At 65.0% G+C, this 16,719-nt stretch carries 19 protein-coding genes, 1 tRNA gene and 2 pseudogenes; 15 read left to right on the top strand and 7 right to left on the bottom strand.

The window, feature by feature from the left end; all coding sequences use genetic code 11:
* Positions 1 to 66 precede the first annotated feature (66 nt).
* The 10 genes from ruvB to queC all read left to right on the top strand — a co-directional run bounded on the left by ruvB (position 67) and on the right by queC (position 8,567).
* On the top strand, positions 67 to 1,107 hold the full coding sequence (gene ruvB / locus N5C25_RS18040; RefSeq protein ID WP_279937517.1) for a Holliday junction branch migration DNA helicase RuvB: 1,041 nt from the start codon (positions 67 to 69) through the stop codon (positions 1,105 to 1,107).
* Positions 1,097 to 1,528, top strand: coding sequence for a tol-pal system-associated acyl-CoA thioesterase (gene ybgC, locus N5C25_RS18035; protein WP_019660128.1), 432 nt, complete (start codon positions 1,097 to 1,099; stop codon positions 1,526 to 1,528). Before ruvB ends, ybgC begins: the two co-directional genes overlap by 11 nt.
* Positions 1,529 to 1,538: 10 nt before the next feature.
* On the top strand, positions 1,539 to 2,318 hold the full coding sequence (gene tolQ, locus N5C25_RS18030) for a protein TolQ (protein WP_005410752.1): 780 nt from the start codon (positions 1,539 to 1,541) through the stop codon (positions 2,316 to 2,318).
* 24 nt (positions 2,319 to 2,342) lie between these two features.
* Positions 2,343 to 2,771, top strand: a complete 429-nt coding sequence (tolR, locus tag N5C25_RS18025; RefSeq protein ID WP_006438804.1) for a protein TolR — start codon at positions 2,343 to 2,345, stop codon at positions 2,769 to 2,771.
* Positions 2,761 to 3,816 carry a cell envelope integrity protein TolA gene (gene tolA / locus N5C25_RS18020; RefSeq protein ID WP_279937515.1) on the top strand — a complete coding sequence of 352 codons (1,056 nt, stop codon included), beginning with the start codon at positions 2,761 to 2,763 and terminating at the stop codon, positions 3,814 to 3,816. Before tolR ends, tolA begins: the two co-directional genes overlap by 11 nt.
* A 278-nt stretch (positions 3,817 to 4,094) precedes the next feature.
* Positions 4,095 to 5,414: a Tol-Pal system beta propeller repeat protein TolB gene (gene tolB / locus N5C25_RS18015; RefSeq protein ID WP_019660126.1), complete on the top strand. Its 1,320-nt coding sequence runs from the start codon at positions 4,095 to 4,097 to the stop codon at positions 5,412 to 5,414.
* A 64-nt stretch (positions 5,415 to 5,478) separates the two neighbouring features.
* Complete coding sequence (gene pal / locus N5C25_RS18010; protein ID WP_005418510.1) at positions 5,479 to 5,997, top strand: peptidoglycan-associated lipoprotein Pal; 519 nt, start codon at positions 5,479 to 5,481, stop codon at positions 5,995 to 5,997.
* A 3-nt stretch (positions 5,998 to 6,000) separates the two neighbouring features.
* Positions 6,001 to 6,819 carry a tol-pal system protein YbgF gene (gene ybgF, locus N5C25_RS18005; protein WP_019660125.1) on the top strand — a complete coding sequence of 273 codons (819 nt, stop codon included), beginning with the start codon at positions 6,001 to 6,003 and terminating at the stop codon, positions 6,817 to 6,819.
* A gap of 303 nt (positions 6,820 to 7,122) precedes the next feature.
* Positions 7,123 to 7,824: a 7-carboxy-7-deazaguanine synthase QueE gene (queE, locus tag N5C25_RS18000; protein WP_065178898.1), complete on the top strand. Its 702-nt coding sequence runs from the start codon at positions 7,123 to 7,125 to the stop codon at positions 7,822 to 7,824.
* Between the two features lie 77 nt (positions 7,825 to 7,901).
* A complete protein-coding gene (gene queC / locus N5C25_RS17995; RefSeq protein ID WP_262214350.1) occupies positions 7,902 to 8,567 on the top strand; it encodes a 7-cyano-7-deazaguanine synthase QueC in 666 nt (221 codons plus the stop codon).
* A gap of 91 nt (positions 8,568 to 8,658) precedes the next feature.
* On the opposite strand, the gene N5C25_RS17990 is transcribed toward queC, so the two are convergent.
* Positions 8,659 to 9,615 carry a DUF2268 domain-containing putative Zn-dependent protease gene (locus N5C25_RS17990; protein ID WP_279937513.1) on the bottom strand — a complete coding sequence of 319 codons (957 nt, stop codon included), beginning with the start codon at positions 9,613 to 9,615 and terminating at the stop codon, positions 8,659 to 8,661.
* Between the two features lie 178 nt (positions 9,616 to 9,793).
* Between N5C25_RS17990 and N5C25_RS17985 the strand changes: the two genes are divergently transcribed.
* Both N5C25_RS17985 and N5C25_RS17980 read left to right on the top strand, forming a co-directional pair.
* A tRNA-Lys gene (locus N5C25_RS17985) sits at positions 9,794 to 9,869 on the top strand.
* Between the two features lie 271 nt (positions 9,870 to 10,140).
* Positions 10,141 to 10,469, top strand: a pseudogene (locus N5C25_RS17980) (transposase); the annotation flags it as partial.
* A 22-nt stretch (positions 10,470 to 10,491) separates the two neighbouring features.
* On the opposite strand, the gene N5C25_RS17975 reads toward N5C25_RS17980, so the two are convergent.
* The 4 genes from N5C25_RS17975 to N5C25_RS17960 all read right to left on the bottom strand — a co-directional run bounded on the left by N5C25_RS17975 (position 10,492) and on the right by N5C25_RS17960 (position 12,809).
* Positions 10,492 to 11,127 (bottom strand): hypothetical protein, encoded by a 636-nt coding sequence (locus N5C25_RS17975; protein ID WP_279937512.1) that lies wholly within the window; start codon positions 11,125 to 11,127, stop codon positions 10,492 to 10,494.
* 163 nt (positions 11,128 to 11,290) lie between these two features.
* Positions 11,291 to 11,800 (bottom strand): hypothetical protein, encoded by a 510-nt coding sequence (locus N5C25_RS17970; protein ID WP_279937510.1) that lies wholly within the window; start codon positions 11,798 to 11,800, stop codon positions 11,291 to 11,293.
* A gap of 132 nt (positions 11,801 to 11,932) precedes the next feature.
* Positions 11,933 to 12,112: a hypothetical protein gene (locus N5C25_RS17965; RefSeq protein ID WP_262214355.1), complete on the bottom strand. Its 180-nt coding sequence runs from the start codon at positions 12,110 to 12,112 to the stop codon at positions 11,933 to 11,935.
* A gap of 358 nt (positions 12,113 to 12,470) precedes the next feature.
* A complete protein-coding gene (locus tag N5C25_RS17960) occupies positions 12,471 to 12,809 on the bottom strand; it encodes a hypothetical protein (RefSeq protein WP_279937509.1) in 339 nt (112 codons plus the stop codon).
* Between the two features lie 173 nt (positions 12,810 to 12,982).
* Between N5C25_RS17960 and N5C25_RS17955 the strand changes: the two genes are divergently transcribed.
* Together N5C25_RS17955 and N5C25_RS17950 are read left to right on the top strand one after the other, a co-directional pair.
* Positions 12,983 to 13,831, top strand: coding sequence for an alpha/beta hydrolase-fold protein (locus N5C25_RS17955; RefSeq protein WP_279937508.1), 849 nt, complete (start codon positions 12,983 to 12,985; stop codon positions 13,829 to 13,831).
* An 82-nt stretch (positions 13,832 to 13,913) separates the two neighbouring features.
* Complete coding sequence (locus N5C25_RS17950; RefSeq protein WP_279937507.1) at positions 13,914 to 14,852, top strand: alpha/beta hydrolase-fold protein; 939 nt, start codon at positions 13,914 to 13,916, stop codon at positions 14,850 to 14,852.
* 76 nt (positions 14,853 to 14,928) lie between these two features.
* Here N5C25_RS17950 and N5C25_RS17945 read toward each other — a convergent pair whose 3' ends face one another.
* Positions 14,929 to 15,351 carry a response regulator gene (locus tag N5C25_RS17945; RefSeq protein WP_251102468.1) on the bottom strand — a complete coding sequence of 141 codons (423 nt, stop codon included), beginning with the start codon at positions 15,349 to 15,351 and terminating at the stop codon, positions 14,929 to 14,931.
* Positions 15,352 to 15,443: 92 nt separating this feature from the next.
* A pseudogene (locus N5C25_RS17940) lies at positions 15,444 to 16,212 on the bottom strand (CPBP family glutamic-type intramembrane protease).
* 150 nt (positions 16,213 to 16,362) lie between these two features.
* Here N5C25_RS17940 and N5C25_RS17935 point away from each other — a divergent pair.
* Positions 16,363 to 16,671: a zf-TFIIB domain-containing protein gene (locus tag N5C25_RS17935; RefSeq protein WP_251102470.1), complete on the top strand. Its 309-nt coding sequence runs from the start codon at positions 16,363 to 16,365 to the stop codon at positions 16,669 to 16,671.
* Positions 16,672 to 16,719: the final 48 nt, after the last annotated feature.

Here is a 16,719-nt window from a genome sequence, read left to right as displayed (position 1 = left end):
CGGCCAGCGGCCGGCACTACCGTGCTTCCGGCCCCGGAATGCAACCATTTACCGCATAATCACGGTATGACCGACGACCGCATCATTGGCGCCCGCGCCACCCGCGAGGATGACGCCGCCGACGCCAGCATCCGCCCCAAGCGCCTGGCCGACTATCTCGGCCAGGCCCCGGTGCGCGAGCAGATGGAGATCTACATCGAAGCGGCCAAGGGGCGCGGCGACGCGCTCGACCACGTGCTGATCTTCGGGCCGCCCGGCCTGGGCAAGACCACGCTCAGCCACGTCATCGCCAACGAACTGGGCGTGGCCCTGCGCGTGACCTCCGGCCCGGTGATCGAGAAGGCTGGCGACCTGGCTGCGCTGCTGACCAACCTGCAGCCGCACGACGTGCTTTTCATCGACGAGATCCATCGCCTGTCGCCGGTGGTGGAGGAAGTGCTGTACCCGGCGATGGAAGATTTCCAGATCGACATCATGATCGGCGAGGGCCCCGCTGCCCGCTCGATCAAGATTGACCTGCCGCCGTTCACCCTGATCGGTGCCACCACCCGTGCCGGCCTGTTGACCGCACCGCTGCGTGACCGCTTCGGCATCGTCCAGCGGCTGGAGTTCTACAGCGTCGAAGAGCTGACCCGCATCGTGCGCCGTTCGGCGGCGATCCTGGCCATCGACTGCACCGCCGATGGGGCAGGGGAGATCGCGCGCCGCGCGCGTGGCACCCCGCGTATCGCCAACCGCCTGCTGCGCCGCGTGCGCGACTACGCGCAGGTCAAGGCCGGCGGCCACATCGACGAGGCCGTGGCACAGGCTGCGATGCAGATGCTGAAGGTCGACCCGGAGGGCTTTGATGAGCTCGACCGGCGCCTGCTCAGGACCCTGGTCGACTACTTCGATGGCGGCCCGGTCGGTATCGAATCGCTGGCCGCGGCCCTGTCCGAGGAGCGTGGCACGCTGGAAGACGTGGTCGAGCCCTACCTGATCCAGCAGGGCTTCCTGGTGCGTACCGCGCGTGGCCGCATGGCCACCCACAAGGCTTACCGGCACATGGGCCTGAAGCCGAAGAACCCGCCGCAGGACCTGTTCGCGGAGGTTCCCGATGTTGGTTGAGCCACTATTCAGTTGGCCGACACGCATTTACTGGGAAGATACCGACGCAGGCGGCGTGGTCTACCACGCCCGCTACGTGGCCTTCATGGAACGGGCCCGGACCGAATGGATGCGTGCGCTCGGCTACGGCCAGGAGCGCATGCGCGCCGAGCATGGGATGGTCTTCGCGGTGCGCTCGATGCAGATGGATTTCATCAGGCCGGCACGGCTGGATGACACCCTGCAGGTGAGCGCCCGTCTGGTCCAGCTGAAGAAGGCCAGCATGGTCTTCGACCAGCAGATCCTGCGCGACGGCGAGTTGCTGCTGTCGGCCCAGGTCCGCATCGCCGCACTGGACGCGGCCAGTTTCCGCCCGCGTGGCATGGACGAGGCCGTCCTTGCCGTGCTGCAACCCCACCTCCACCCCGAATCCGAACACTGAGGAACAACGGATGATCGCAACGCTCCTGGCCCTGCAGGCCACGGTCACCGAGGCACTGCCGGCCGACGTCAGCAACGCCGCGACACAGACCCTTGCCCAGGCCACCACCGGCGGCGGCATCAACTACCTCGAACTGATGGCCAAGGCCAGCCTGCCGGTGAAGATCATCGTGCTGCTCCTGCTGGTCGGCTCGTTCGTCAGCTGGGTGATCATTTTCCGCAAGGCACGCGTGTTCAAGCAGGCCACCCGCGAAGCCGACGAGTTCGAGAACCGCTTCTGGTCCGGCGCCGACCTGGGCAAGCTGTACAGCGCCGCCACCGACCGCAGCCGCAGCGTGACCGGCCTGGAAGCTATCTTCGAAGCCGGTTTCCGCGAGTACACCCGCCTGCGCGACAAGCGCCGCCTGGACGGCCGTGCGCAGCTGGAAGGCGCGCAGCGTGCCATGCGTACCACCTACACCCGCGAAGTGGACCAGCTTGAGCGCAACCTGGAACTGCTGGCCAACATCGGCTCCACCGCGCCGTACGTGGGCCTGGTCGGTACCGTGTTCGGCATCATGGTGACCATGCACGACATGATCAGCAGCGGTGCGCAGGCCGGTATCGCCGCCGTCGCGCCGGGCATCTCCGAAGCGCTGTTCGCCACCGCCATCGGCCTGTTCGTGGCGATCCCGGCGGTGTGGGCCTACAACCGCTTCACCACCCGCGTGGAGCGCATGTCGGTGCGGTTCGAGACCTTCGCCGAAGAGTTCAGCTCCATCCTGCAGCGCCAGAGCGCTGGCGACGAGTAAGCGCCTGACCCGGGAGTCCAAGCCATGTCCGCTGCCATCGGCCGCCGAAAGCGCCGCAAGCTGAAATCGGAAATCAACGTCGTCCCCTACATCGACGTCATGCTGGTGCTGCTGATCATCTTCATGGTCACCGCGCCGCTGCTCACCCTGAGCTTCGACGTCGACCTGCCGCAATCCAACGCCAAGGCGCTGGAAAGCAAGCAGGACCCGGTGATCGTCTCGGTGCGCCAGGACGGCCAGCTCAGCCTGAAGCTGCCCGACGCCAAGGAACCGGCCGCCGTGTCGGCCGAGGAACTGGAAGGCCGCCTGGCTGGCATTGCCGCCCAGGACAAGGGCGTGCGCGTGATCGTCGCCGCCGACCGCGCCGTGGCCTATGAGAAGGTCATCGCCGCGATGGATGTGATCAAGCGCGCCAAGGTAGACAAGGTAGGCCTGGCCACCGATGCACGCTGACGCCCTGCCACCTTCGCATCAGCGCGAACCCGGCTGGGGCCTGCCCCTGGCACTGGCACTGCTGGTGCACCTGCTGGTCGCGCTGGTCTTCATCGTGGCCTGGTTCTGGTCACCCGAGCGCAACACCGATGCCGCCGCCGGTGACCCTTCGGTGGAGGCCAGCCTGGCGCTGTCCGCGTCTGAGGCGTCCGCCGCGCGCCAGGCCCTGCGCCAGTCGGAAAAGCTGGAAGACCTGCCGCCGCCGGTGGCCGAGCCGATCCCGGTGCCGGAAGACACCGTTCCGCCGCCGCAGCCGATTCCCGAGCCGCGCCCGCAGGACGCACCCACGCCGCAGCAGCAACAGGCGCAGGAGCGCGTCGCGCAGCCGGATACCAAGGACCAGGAAGCGGTGAGCGCACTGGCCATCTCGCAGGAGAAGGCCAAGCAGGAACAGGAAGCCAAGCGCCGCCAGGAGCAGATCGACCTGACCGAACGCAAGCGCCAGGAAGAAGCGGAGCAGAAGCTGCGCCTGGCCAAGCAGCAGGAAGCGGACGAGAAGAAGAAGCAGGCCGATCAGGCGCGTCAGGCCGCGGACAAGGCCGAGGCCGAGAAGCAGAAGAAGATCGCCGAGATCCGTGCCCGTCGTGAGCAGGCCGAGAAGGAAGCCAAGCTGGCCGAGCAGAAGCTGCGCCAGGTGGCTGCTGCGCGCAATGCCGCCGGCAGTGCCGCTGCCGGCTCCAGCGGCGCTTCCCAGCCGGCGGCCGGTGGTGGTGGCAACAGCGACGATCTTTCAGCCAAGTACGCCGCAGCGATCCAGGCCAAGGTGCTGTCGCAGTGGGTGCGCCCGGATACGGTGCCGCTGGGCCAGCGCTGCCAGATCACCATCACCCAGATTCCGGGTGGCACAGTGATGCAGGCCAAGGTCAGCCCGAACTGCCCCTACGACGAGGCCGGCAAGCGTTCGATCGAGGCCGCGGTGCTCAATGCGCAGCCACTGCCGTACCGCGGCTTCGAGTCGGTGTTCGCGCGTACGCTCAACTTCACCTTTACCGCCCAGGATCGCTGAGGCGGGCAGGTGGCTTTCGGGCCACCCGCGCCTACTGATGTCGCGCTTGCCTCTGGCGGCCCCGGTCGCGACCGGGCAGGCTGTGGGCTGCTGTCGAGCACCGCGCTGTGGGGCGGTGCGATCGGGGCAGGCGGTGCGATGTTAGCCACGACGTTAACGGTGCGTGAGAGGACGGGCTGGAACTGACCCGGAATTCACGTACCCTTGGTTCATGATTGCGAAGCGGTTCACTCCTGCTTTGCTATCCCTCGTTCCGGTTTCCCCCTATTGAGCGCTCCATGAAAAAGATGCCTCGCTGGCTTGCCGTGTTTGCGGCCCTGTTGCTGCCCTTTGCTGCCGTCGCGCAGCAGAAGGGGCTGGATATCGACATCATCGGTGGCAATGCCTCCGCGCTGCCGATCACCATCGTGCCGATGCCCTACCAGGGTTCGTCGGCCGCTCCGCAGACCGACGTCGCCGGCGTGGTCCGTGCCGACCTGGAGCGTTCGGGCCAGTTCCGCACGCTGCCGGAAGCGCAGATCGTCGAAAAGCCGGTGCGTGGCGGCGACATCCAGTTCGCCACCTGGCGCGCGCTGAAGCAGAACTACATCGTGGTCGGCCGCGTGCTCGACGCCGGTGCCGGTGCCTACCGCGTCGAATACGAACTGTTCGACGTGCCCAAGGGCGAGCGCCTGCTGGGCCTGGCGATGACTGCCCGCGGCAACGCCATGCGCGACGTCGCCCACCAGATGGCCGACGCCATCTACGAGAAGATCACCGGCATCCGCGGCGCCTTCTGGACCCGCATCGCCTACGTGACTGCCAGCGGCAAGGGCGACGCCATGCGCTATGCGCTGATGGTGGCCGACTCCGACGGCTTCAACCCGCAGACCATCGTGCGTTCGGCCGAGCCGCTCCTGTCGCCGTCGTGGAGCCCGGATGGCAGCAAGCTGGCCTACGTCAGCTTCGAGCGTGGCAATTCGGCCATCTACATCCAGAACATCGGCACTGGCGCGCGCGAGCTGGTCACCAGCTTCCGTGGCATCAACAGCGCCCCGGCGTTCTCACCGGACGGCCGCAAGCTGGCCCTGACCTTGTCGCGTTCGGGCAACCCGGAAATCTACGTCATGGACCTGGGCAGCAAGCAGCTGACCCAGCTGACCAACCACTTCGCCATCGATACCGAGCCGACCTGGGCACCGGACGGCAGCGCGGTGTACTTCACCTCCGATCGCGGCGGCCGTCCGCAGGTCTACAAGGTCGGTGCCGGTGGCGGAAGCGCCGAGCGCGTGACCTTCCAGGGCAACTACAATGCCAAGCCGTCGGTGTCCTACGACGGCAAGAAGATCGTCGTCGCCCAGGGTTCTGGCAACAGCTACAAGATCGCGATGATGGACAGCTCGCTGGGCTCGCCCCGCTGGAGCACGCTGTCCCCGGGTTCGCTGGATGAATCGCCGAGCTTTGCGCCCAACGCAAGCATGGTGCTGTACGCCGCCCGCGAAGGTGGCCGTGGTGTGTTGTATGCCGTTTCGGCCGATGCGCGGGTTCGCCAGCGCCTGGTCCTGGCTGACGGTGATGTGCGCGAACCGGCATGGTCCCCATACCGTACCCAGCGCTAAAAGAGTGTTAATATTTTCGTTGTCTTGAACCCCTCATCGGCTTAGGAGCCACAAAGGTATCGCCATGAACAAGTCCACCCGCGTTCTGCTTGTTTCCCTGCTGTCTGTGGCCGTCCTGGCCGGTTGCTCGAAGAAGGTGAAGGAAGAGCCGGCAGCCCCGGTCGACACCGGCACCTCGACCACCACCCCGACCGGTCCGTCGACCTCCGGCCTGTACGGCCCGGGCGACCTGGACACCGACGCTTGCCTGCGCCAGCGCGTGGTCTACTTCGACCTGGACAAGGAAGACGTGAAGCCGGAATTCCAGGCCATCATGGCGTGCCACGCCAAGTACCTGCGTGACCGTCCGTCCTCGCGCATCACCCTGCAGGGCCACACCGACGAGCGCGGTTCGCGCGCGTACAACCAGGCCCTGGGTGAGCGTCGTGGCAACGGCGTCAGCTCGGCCCTGCAGGCCAACGGTGGTTCGGCTTCGCAGCTGACCGTCGTGTCCTACGGTGAAGAGCGTCCGGTCTGCACCGAGTCGAACGAGTCCTGCTGGTCGCAGAACCGTCGCGTCGAAATCGTCTACACCGCGCAGTAATCCATGCGCATTGGCATCAAACTGATGCTGGTCGTTGCGGCAGCCCTCGTGGCTGCCGCACCGGCGCACGCACAGCGACAGAGCCTGGCTGACCGTGTCGGCGCGCTCGAGCAGCAGATGTACAACAACAGTGCCAACCAGGACCTGTTGAACCAGATCAATCAGCTGCGGCAGCAGGTCACCAGCCTGCAGGCTTCGATCGAGCAGTTGCAGCACGACAACGCCCAGCTCAAGCAGTCCGCCCAGGACCAGTACCTGGATCTGGACAGCCGCCTGAACCGGTTGGAAGGGGGCAACGCCGCCCCGGCCCTGCCGCCCGTTCCGGCGAGCGCGCCCAAGGCCGCACCGGCCCCGGCAAAACCCGCAGCGGCGGCTACTTCCGAGCGGCCGCCTTCCGTCCATGGTGATGCCGGCAGCCTCGCCGCCACCGGTGACGAGCGCACCTCCTACAACGTTGCCTTCGATGCCTTGAAGGCCGGCAGGTACGACGATTCGGCGCAGCTGTTCCTGAGCTTCCTGGAGTTGTACCCAAATGGCGTCTACGCGCCGAACGCGCTGTACTGGCTGGGCGAGAGCTACTACGCCACCCGCAATTTCCCGATGGCCGAGACCCAGTTCCGTGAACTGCTCTCGCGCTATCCGACCCACGACAAAGCCGCGGGCGGCCTGCTCAAGATCGGCCTCTCGCAGTACGGCGAGGGCAAGGTAGACCAGGCCCAGCAGACGCTGGAGACCGTCGTGGCGCAGTACCCCGGCTCGGACGCCGCGCGCACCGCGCAGGACCGTCTGCAGTCCATCCGCCTGGGCAAGCAGATCCGCTGATCCGCTGACCGGGCGTACAATGGGTGCCCTGTAGAGCCGAGCCCATGCTCGGCTGCTTTCGTTTCCGGACCGGCAAACCCGCCCGGATCCGGTAGCGCCGGGCCATGCCCGACGGCTCGCGTCACTGGCAGGGATATGCCCGTTTGGTTGCTGTTGTAGAGCCGAGCCCACGCCCGGCTGCTTTCGTTACCGGCTGGGCCATGCCCGCCCGGTTGTTGTTGTAGAGCCGAGCCCACGCTCGGCTGCTTTCGTTACCGGCCACGGTAGCCAACCCGCCACGTGCCCCACCAAGAAGTACCCGCCATGACCGCCGTTACCCCGTCAAACGCCGTCGCCACCCCCAGCGACATCGTGCAGTCGCCGCTGCCGCGCCTGAAGATCACCGAGATCTTTACCTCGCTGCAAGGCGAGGCCGATACCGCCGGCTGGCCGACCGTGTTCGTGCGCCTGACCGGCTGCCCGCTGCGCTGCCAGTACTGCGACACCGCCTATGCCTTCCACGGCGGCACCTGGTGGGACATCGACGACATCGTGGCCGAGGTGCTGGCCCAAGGCGTCCGCCACGTCTGCGTGACCGGCGGCGAGCCGCTGGCGCAGAAGCGCTGCCTGGTGCTGCTGCAGAAGCTGTGCGATGCGGGCATGGATGTCTCGCTGGAAACCTCCGGCGCGCTGGATGTCAGTGCAGTGGACCCGCGCGTGTCGCGCGTGGTCGACATCAAGACGCCGGGCTCGGCCGAAGCCGTCCGCAATCGCCTGGAAAACCTGCCGCTGCTGACCGTCCGCGACCAGATCAAGTTCGTCATCTGCAACCGCGAGGACTACGACTGGGCCAAGGCCATGGTCGCCGAGCACGGCCTGGTGAAGCGTTGCACCGTGTTCTTCTCGCCGAGCAAGGGCGAGATCAGCGCGCGGCAGTTGGCCGACTGGATCGTCGAAGACCGGCTGCCGGTGCGCTTCCAGATGCAGTTGCATAAAATCCTGTGGAACGACGAGCCGGGCCGATGAGCCGGCGCAGCGTTCCCTGATGTAGCTCCGGCGCGGGACAGCGTGCTGGCTTTCCCCTCCCAACCGGAAGATTTTCCATGAAGAAGGCAGTCGTGCTTCTCTCCGGCGGCATGGATTCAGCCGCCGTCATCGCCATGGCCCAGGAACAGGGCTTCGCCGTGCACGCCCTGAGCGTGCGCTACGGCCAGCGCCACACCTCCGAACTGGACGCCGCCGCCCGCGTGGCCAAGGCCCAGGGCGTGGTCGCGCACAAGACCGTGGACGTGGACCTGCGCAGCATCGGTGGCTCGGCACTCACCGATGACATCGACGTGCCCGAGGCCGGCGGTGCCGGCATTCCGATCACCTACGTGCCGGCGCGCAATACCATCATGCTGTCGCTGGCCCTGGGCTGGGCCGAAGTGCTCGGCGCCAACGACATCTTCTGCGGCGTCAACGCCGTCGACTACTCCGGCTACCCGGACTGCCGCCCCGAGTTCGTGGCCGCGTTCCAGGCGCTGGCCAACCTCGCCACCAAGTCGGGTGTGGAGGGCGCGGGCATCAAGGTGCACGCACCGCTTCAGTTCCTCAGCAAGGGCCAGATCGTCAGCGAAGGCGTGCGCCTGGGCGTGGACTTCGGCCTGACCGTGTCCTGCTACAACGCCGACGCCAACGGCGCCGCCTGCGGCCACTGCGACGCGTGCCGCCTGCGCGCGCAGGGTTTCGCCGAGGCCGGCGTCGCCGACCCGACGCTGTACGCCTGACCGCTTCCGGTAGAGCCGGCCGCTGGCCGGCTTCACCGGTGGGGCAATCACTCCCTCGGTGGGTGCCAAGCGCTTGTCCGCACTCCCTGATCTACCGGGGCTGCAACCATCCCGATGCCTCGATGAAGGCCCGCACCGCAGCCGGATCGGCATAGTCCAACTCGATCATCCGCGCGACAGCAGTCCTCTCGTCGGTCTGCCGGCGCATGTACTCCTGCGCAATGCGGTAGCCGGCGTAGTAGCCCAGGTCACTCACCCCGAATGGATTGCGCGCGCTGTTGTACAGCCAATTGTGCAGGTTGTCCCCGTGCATCTCCGTGCGGAAGCGCGCGCGGATTTCCGCTTCGTGCGCTGGCCCATAGGTGTACAGCGGCAACGCCGGGCGGCGCCCGCTGATGCGCTCTGCCACGTATTCGGCCACGCCTTCGCGTACCGCGTACTGGGCCAGGCTGCCGGTGGTCTCGCGCTGCTGGGTGTGCACGTATTCGTGCAGGTTGTTCTGCGCGTTGTTCGCACCCGGCCGGCTGTCGTAGAAGATCCGCAGGCGGTCGCGCATCTTCGCCGGCAGCTCGCTCACGTCCACGCGCTCATCGCCCAGCGCCATCTCCGCGCCGATCAGTACCTTGTCATCCAGCGTGGTGCCACCGGTGCGCAGCACGCCCACCGCATAGGTGATGGTGGCCGGGCGCAGGGCAGGGTAGAGCGCACGGAAGGCGACAAGATCGCGCTCCAGCGTGGCACTGGCCTGCTGCGCGTTGGCGGTGAGCGGTCGTACTGAGGTCCAGAAGCGAGGCCAGGCCTGCATGGCCTCGGCGTATTCGCGGGCGGTGTAGTTGCGCACCTGCATCAGCGCATGCAGGCCGGGGCTGCCCGGATCGATGTAGCGTTGCTGGACCAGCGCCACCCGGCGTTCGGCATCAGGCTCGGTGCGCACCGCATCATAGGTGGCCCAGAAGCGGGCGATGTCGTCAGTGACGACCTGGGATGGGGTGGCCAGTGCCGTACAGGGCAGCAGCAGGGCGGCAACGAGGCAGAGGGGCAGGCGCATCCTTGGCTCCGGGCAGGACTCACAGCTTGGATGCGCGTGAGGCCCGGAAGGTTTAAGCGGGTTCGCCAGATCGGGTAGTGCCGGCCGCTGGCCGGCAACCTCGACACGCTGGGGTTTCACCCGGCCCGCCAAAGTAGGGTAGAATGCCCACCCCGCCGAAAGGCTGGGGCAGTGCAATGGGCCGTTAGCTCAGTCGGTAGAGCAGAAGACTTTTAATCTTTTGGTCGAAGGTTCGAATCCTTCACGGCCCACCAATTGTATCAGCGACTTAGGCGTCCTTTGGGGCGCCTTTTTCTTTTGCTCCTGAAAACCCTACCGAACACTTCGGGAGAGATGCAGGTTTCACGACAGGCAAGCGATGATCGTATCTATCGCGCATGGCGGCGCTCTTGTGCCCCCGACGTCCCTCAGGTTTTGAGTAGCACGGCGATTTGGAGTTCAATCCCCGACAAGCCGGAGATTGGACATGAAGAACGCTTTTCCGAAGAACAGATCATCGGCTTCCCACGCGAGGCAGAGGCCGGCATGGCGGTGAAGGACCTGTGCCGTCGACATGGCTTCAGCGAGGCCTCGTACCAACTGTGGCGCAGCAAGTTCGGTGGCATGAGCGTGCCCGACGCCAAGCGGTTGAAGGACCTGGAAGCCGAGAACGTCCGGCTGAAGAAGTTGCTGGCCGAGCAGCTGTTCGAGAACGATCTGATCAAGGACGCGCTGCGAGAAAGGTAGCGGACCCGCCGGTGCGGCGTGCGCTGGTGCGGCAGTGGGTGCAGCGCGGGGCAAGCGAGCGCCGTGCCCTGGCGATCATTGGGATGAGTGCCAGCGCGCTGCGCTATGTCCGGCGCGAGGATCGCAACGTTAAATCCTGAGGTGCAGTAGCTATTGTTGGATTGGAGGGGGGGCGCCGCCAACAACATACTCCGCGTTGACTGACTTCGGCATGTTGGGGCGGACTTCAATCTTGAGACCGGTGACTCTTTCAAGCTTCTTGATTGTATCCTTCAACTCTTCTGCTTGGCGGCTGTCGCCGTTTATGTCAATCAGCACCCGTTCTTCGCCTGGGAACCCAGTCGTCCCCGTGATGCCTGGTATGGCGCTGTGAAGAAGAGGTCTGTGCTTAGCAAGGAGCGCGTAAAACTCGTCCTGGGTGTACTTGTGACCAACCTCGAACACCACGCGGGTCGTCCCGTTCTCGGTGTTGATCGTTCGATCCGCGACTGGATCTGGCCCCTTGAGCTGCACCAGGATGTGTTGATCTGGCGCGTCTTTGATCGACAGTTCCGTTAGACGATCTGCGAACTCGATACGCAACGCTTCAATATCCGACATCACCTCACCTTGAACCGCTAGGCGCGTGATTGCTTCGTCTATCGAGACCGTAGGGTGTTCACTCATGTAGCTGTGAATTTGAATCCGCATCTCCTTGCCTTCCTGCGTGTCAGCGTCAGGCACCTGCGCCAAAGCACAGGTGGATACAAGAAGTGCTGCGGAGCATCCTAGAACCTTCCTTTTCATGCGACATCTCCAGAGTTTGTAACAAATCATGGAGGCTTTCACGCTTCTCGATGCGCGAGCCTAGCACTGTCTCCCCTCGGGCACTGAGACGTAACTCACAAGCTTCAGTGGAATGATTGTGCACCCTGATGTCTGTACTGTGGGGGTGTTCGTATACGCGTCTTTAGATGTGCTGAAGCACTTCATAGATTAGGCGATTGGTCCCTTGCCTAAGAATTTCGTACACACCCAGCCGCTCCTGCTGCTCGCGAAACAAGTCAATCATTCGCTCCACTTCATTCCGGCTGTATGAGTTGTACTTCCTCATAGTGTCCAGCTGCATGAAGTCGTCGGCGTGCAGGTTGTCGATAGTGGCGACTTCGATGACGGCATCCTTGCCGCCGAAGATTATATCCACGGTCTTTCTTGCCATTGGCTGGCTACCAATGTGGATTTGATAGTTGCGAAGCATCCGCATGAAATGAAGAAGTGGACTTGCGCTTCTCGTAATCCTATAGGCGTGTCCTGCGTTATTCATTGCTTCTTCTATGCCCACGAATTCGGTCAGCGCGGCCCGCACATGCATTGCTACGTGGAGGGCGGCTGGCACCCCGTCGCGAATTGGGATATCTGAGCCGCCCGAAAGAAAGAGCATATAAAGGGCGGATGTCGCCCTCTCGTAAAGCTGAGGCACTTGTTGCAGCGCGCTGAAAGGACTCTTCCGTGCGGTGGGTAGTAGGCGCGCTGGTCAACACCGATGTTAGGTTGCAAATGGCCCTGCATTGCAGGGCCCATTGCGTTCTTGCGCCGCCTTTTCAAGCGCGTGTTAGTAGTAGGGACGCTGCGGATCGTCCATCGCCATTTGCAGCTCATCCATATGCTCAGGGTCGGGGTTGAGCCAGGTGTTCAACCATTCGCTCTTGAGGTTGATGACGGTGCGATCGTGGCCCACCTCGGCCACTTCCGGCATTGGGTCATCGGTCACGGCGGGGGGACGTCGGGACATCGCCAAGACTCTGGAATGGCAGGAGAGGGTCCGGGGCAACCGGCTGGCCAAGGTCGACCAGGATCCGTCATTCGGGGGGATGGGGTAGGCCTTGTTGAGGCAACTGGAGGGGGAGGAAATCCGTTCCGCAAAATTCCTGCGCCCGTTGTAGCTCAAGGCTTACAAGCGCCCGCCTTAAAGATTGAAGTGGAACGAGTGGCGGCGTAATCCATTGAAAGTAATGAAATTACCCAGTTACTTTTAATCTTTCGGTCGAAGGTTCGAATCCTTCACGGCCCACCACTGCATCCAATGACCCAGGTCATCCAGAAAGGCATCGCAATGCGGTGCCTTTTTTTTGTTGCCTGGTCCAGGGCCTCTACTTCGTCCGCATTCCCTTGGCTTTTGCGGTCGCCGCGTCGGCAGCTTGCTGTGCGGCCGTCGCTGCCGCATTCGCGGAACGCACGGCTTCCGCTTGAGCCGCGTCAAAGTCAGCCCGGCGCTGCGCGCTGATCCGGCGTTCCAGTTCTGAATATGCGACGTAGCTCTCCGGATGCTTCGCGACGCAGGCCTGCTGCAGCAGCGGGATCGCCTGGTCGGACAATCCCGGTTGGAGGTGGGCGAGCAGGCAGTCCGCATATGCTGCGGATGCTGGCGGAGTGCTGCTGGCCTGAGGTGAGGCGGCGGCAAGGGTGGCGGCGATCAATACACTGAACATGGGAACCTCCTTGTGGATATGAGCGTGGCGGTGACCAGTCCGTGAGCCATGGTGCGCGTTGCATGACCATCACCGACTCCATGGTGCTCCAGTTCCGGTAGATCGGCAAAGTGCCGCGAACGACAGTGCCTCCGGCGCTCTATGCTCAGCGCTTTCCCAGTATGGACCGCCCCATGCGCTTGATCGTGCTGTCGCTCTTGTTGTCCGTCGTCTCCGCCGTGCCGCTGATGGCTGCCGAACCGGCGCCGCCCGCACAATCAGCTGCCGCGACCCCTCTGGTCATCGGCGAGACCTTCACCATCGAATCGAAGGCGCTGGGCGAAACCCGCCGCATCAATGTCTACCGTCCACAGCCGTGGGGCCTGGACCCGAAGGCACCGTTGCCGGTGCTGTACATGGCCGATGGCGGCATCGGCGAGGACTTCCTGCATGTGGCCGGGCTGGTGCAGGTGCTGAGCGGCAACGGCAGCATGCGTCCGTTCCTGCTGGTTGGCATCGAGAACACCGAGCGCCGCCGCGACATGACCGGCCCCAGCAACGACCCGCAGGACCGGAAGATCGCGCCGCGCATTGGTGGTTCGGCGGCCTACCGCGCGTTCCTGCGCGAAGAGCTGATGCCGCAGGTGCGCCAGCGCTACCCGACCACCGACGAGCGCGCGCTGATCGGTGAATCGCTGGCCGGCCTGTTCGTGGTCGAGACGCTGCTGCAGGAGCCAACGTTGTTCAACAGCTACATCGCGCTGGACCCCAGCCTGTGGTGGAACCGTGGCGCAATGCTGGCCGGCGCAGCCAAACAGCTGCCGGCGGTGACGCGTGCGCAGCCGCGCGTATTCCTGGCCAGCAGTGGGCAGCCGGAGCTGGCCGCATCCACTGCACGACTGGCCGAGTTGCTGCAGCAGGCTTCGCCGTCGCCGCTGGTGAAGTACCTGCCGTTGCCGGAAGAAACCCACGCTACGATCTATCATCCGGCCGCATTGCAGGCGCTGCGCACACTGTTCCCGGCGCCGCCGGCCTCGCCCTGACCGCACTGGCAGTGGATTGCGCACCATGCAAGGATGCGGCAGCGGCGCCATCCGGTGCGCCGCCCGCAATGGGAGCGTGTGGATGCAGCGTGTGCGTGGATGGAGTGTGGCGGCCTGCCTGGCCGTGAGTGGCTGTGCGATGTCGGTGGCGCCGCCGGCAGCGCAGAGTGAAGCGAAGGAGAGCCCGGCCGCCGCTGTGTCGGGTGTGGTGCTGCCGGATACCGAAGCGCTGCGCGTGCACGATCCGATCGGCCGCGATTATCCGGTCTGGGTGGCGCTGCCGGCCGACTATGCGGCGCATCCGGAAAAGCACTACCCGGTGCTGTACGTGACCGATGCGCTGTACGGCTTCCCGCTGGTGCGCAGCGTGCGCAACATGGTCGGGCAGAAGGGCGTCAACATCGAGGATTTCATCCTGGTCGGGCTGCCGCCGCAGGAAGGCCTGACCTCCAAGCAGAGCCGCTCGCGCGATTACACGCCCAGCGACCCGGTGCGTACCGATCCGCGTGATTACAGCGATGACGTCAGCTACGGCGGCGCGGCGCACTACCGCGATTTCCTCGCTGGGCAGGTGCTGCCGATGATCGACGCGCGCTACCGCACCGATCCGGCGCGGCGTGCCTATGCGGGGCATTCCTATGGTGGCCTGTTCGGCGCCTATGTGCTGACCACGCGCCCGGACATGTTCCGCACCTACATCCTGTCCAGCCCATCGCTGTGGTTCGACGACCATCGGGTGCCGCGCATGCAGGCCGAAGCCAAGGCGCCGGCGCAGCCCACCACGGTGGTGCTGTCGGTGGGCAGCTTCGAGACGGTCAAGCCGGAGCCGCGCTATTTCACCCGCAACGACATGCTGCGCCACAACGCAGAATTCGCCGAGCAGCTGCGCAGCAGCGGGCGATCGTTGAAGGTGGAGAACATGGTGATCGATGACGAGGATCACTTCACGGTCTACCCGGACATGATCACCCGCGCACTGCTGAAGGTGTTCCCGGGTAGCGGGCCGTACAGCAGCGGTTGATGATGGGCGCCATCCACGCATGGCGTGGATCTACAGGGCCATTGCAGTAGATCCACGCCATGCGTGGATGAATGCCTCAGGCCGCCTGTGCATCCGGCCCGGTCAATACGCCCACATCGGCGTGCCGGAAGCACAGCCGGATGGCGTCGAGCAGCTCGCTCATGTTGTAGGGCTTGGGCAGGAAATGGATGCCGTCGCGCAGCTGCGGCAGCACGTGGTGCTGGTCCATGCCCGACGTCACCAGGATCGGCAGCTGGGGATACAGGCTGCGGACCCGGTTGGCGGCTTCAATGCCACTGATCGCACCCAGATTGACGTCGGTGAACAGCAGATCGAAACGCTCGCCGGCGGCCAGCAGGCCCAATGCCGCTTCGGCAGAGCTCACGCCCGCCACGTGGCAGGCCTGGCTTTCCAGCGCCAGCCGGCTCAGTTCGCGGGTTTCCTCCGCGTCCTCGATCAGCAGGACGCGGGGTTCGACGTGGCGCTTGGACAGCAACATGACGCGACAACTCCGGACAGCAACGGTGAAAAGGCGCGCAAGTATGCGCAAGCCCGTAGTGATCCCGGCGTGCACGGCAAGCTAAGTGGGCGTTACAACCGCGTCTGGCGCCGGCGATGCACGTGCCAGGCCAGCACCGCGACCGCGAGCAGGGCGGTGCCGATGCGCAGGCTGGTGGCCTGCCAGCCCAATGCGAGGGCGTCATCGAGGCTGAACACATTCCAGGCCAGGTTCATCGAAACATGCAGGACCAGGCCGCACCAGAGCGTGTTGCCGTCAAGGTGGTCGAGCCAGGCGAAGATGAAGCCGCCCAGGGCGATCACTGCGCCGACGAACAGCGCGATGCCGCCGCCGTCGAACCCGCCGAAACCCCAGCCAGTGCACCCAGCCGAACAGCAGCGCCTGCGGCAGCGCGAGCTGGGGCCATGGCCCGCGCATGAGCTTCACCAGCAGCACGAAGCCGAGGCCCCGGAACAGCACTTCCTCGACCAGCGGGAACAGCACTGCGAGCATCGTGGCGTCCGATGCGGTCAGTGCCTTGTTTGGTGTGCCGAGCAGTGCCAGGCCCAGCCAGCACGGCAGGGTGGCCAGCAGCACCCACATCGGGCCGCCCCAGCCATTCCCGCGCAGCCCGAGGCTGGCCAGCAGGCTTGTTCCACGGGGGCGCAGCAGCGCGGCCAGCAGCAGTGCTACCAGCGCCGCCAGCGCGTTGTCCACCAGGCTGCCGCCATAGGGGATGGGCAGTGCGGGAATCGGTGTGCCTATGGCCGCGGCGATATCGCGCAGGTTCAGGCCGAGGCCAACGCCCAGCAGTACCAGCCCCATGCGCACGGCGTTGGGTAGGCGGGACAACCTGGTCATGTACGCACTCCTTGCGGAACAGGGGGCCCAGTGTGTGCGACTGCCGTGGCACGGGCACGCGTCGGAAGTCCCCGTGCCATCGGTCATGGGTTGCCGCACAGTCATCACAGGGCAGGTAGAGTCATTGCCAGACCGACAGGAGCAATGCCGATGCTGTGCCCCGTGTGCAAGACCCAGACCCTGCAGATGGCCGAACGCCATGGCATCGAAATCGACTATTGTCCTGGCTGCCGAGGTGTGTGGCTGGATCGTGGCGAGCTGGACAAGATCATCGAACGTGCGGGCGCCGGTGCTGCGGTACCTCCGCCAGCGCCCGTGCAGGCTCAGCCGGCGTCCGCGCCGCCACCGGTGATGCACCGTGATACCCGCCACCTCGGCCAGCGCTACGAGGACAACCGGGGGCACGGCTACAAGAAAAAGAAGAAGGACAACTTCCTGTCTGAGTTGTTCGATTTCTAGTTTGTAGCGTCGAGCCATGCTCGACTTTTGGCGGTAACAGTCGAGCAA

The organism is Stenotrophomonas sp. GD03958, from assembly GCF_029839005.1.
Lineage (GTDB): Bacteria > Pseudomonadota > Gammaproteobacteria > Xanthomonadales > Xanthomonadaceae > Stenotrophomonas > Stenotrophomonas hibiscicola.
The sequence above is the reverse complement of the archived record's forward strand: the minus strand, read 5'-3'. Positions and strand labels throughout refer to the sequence as shown.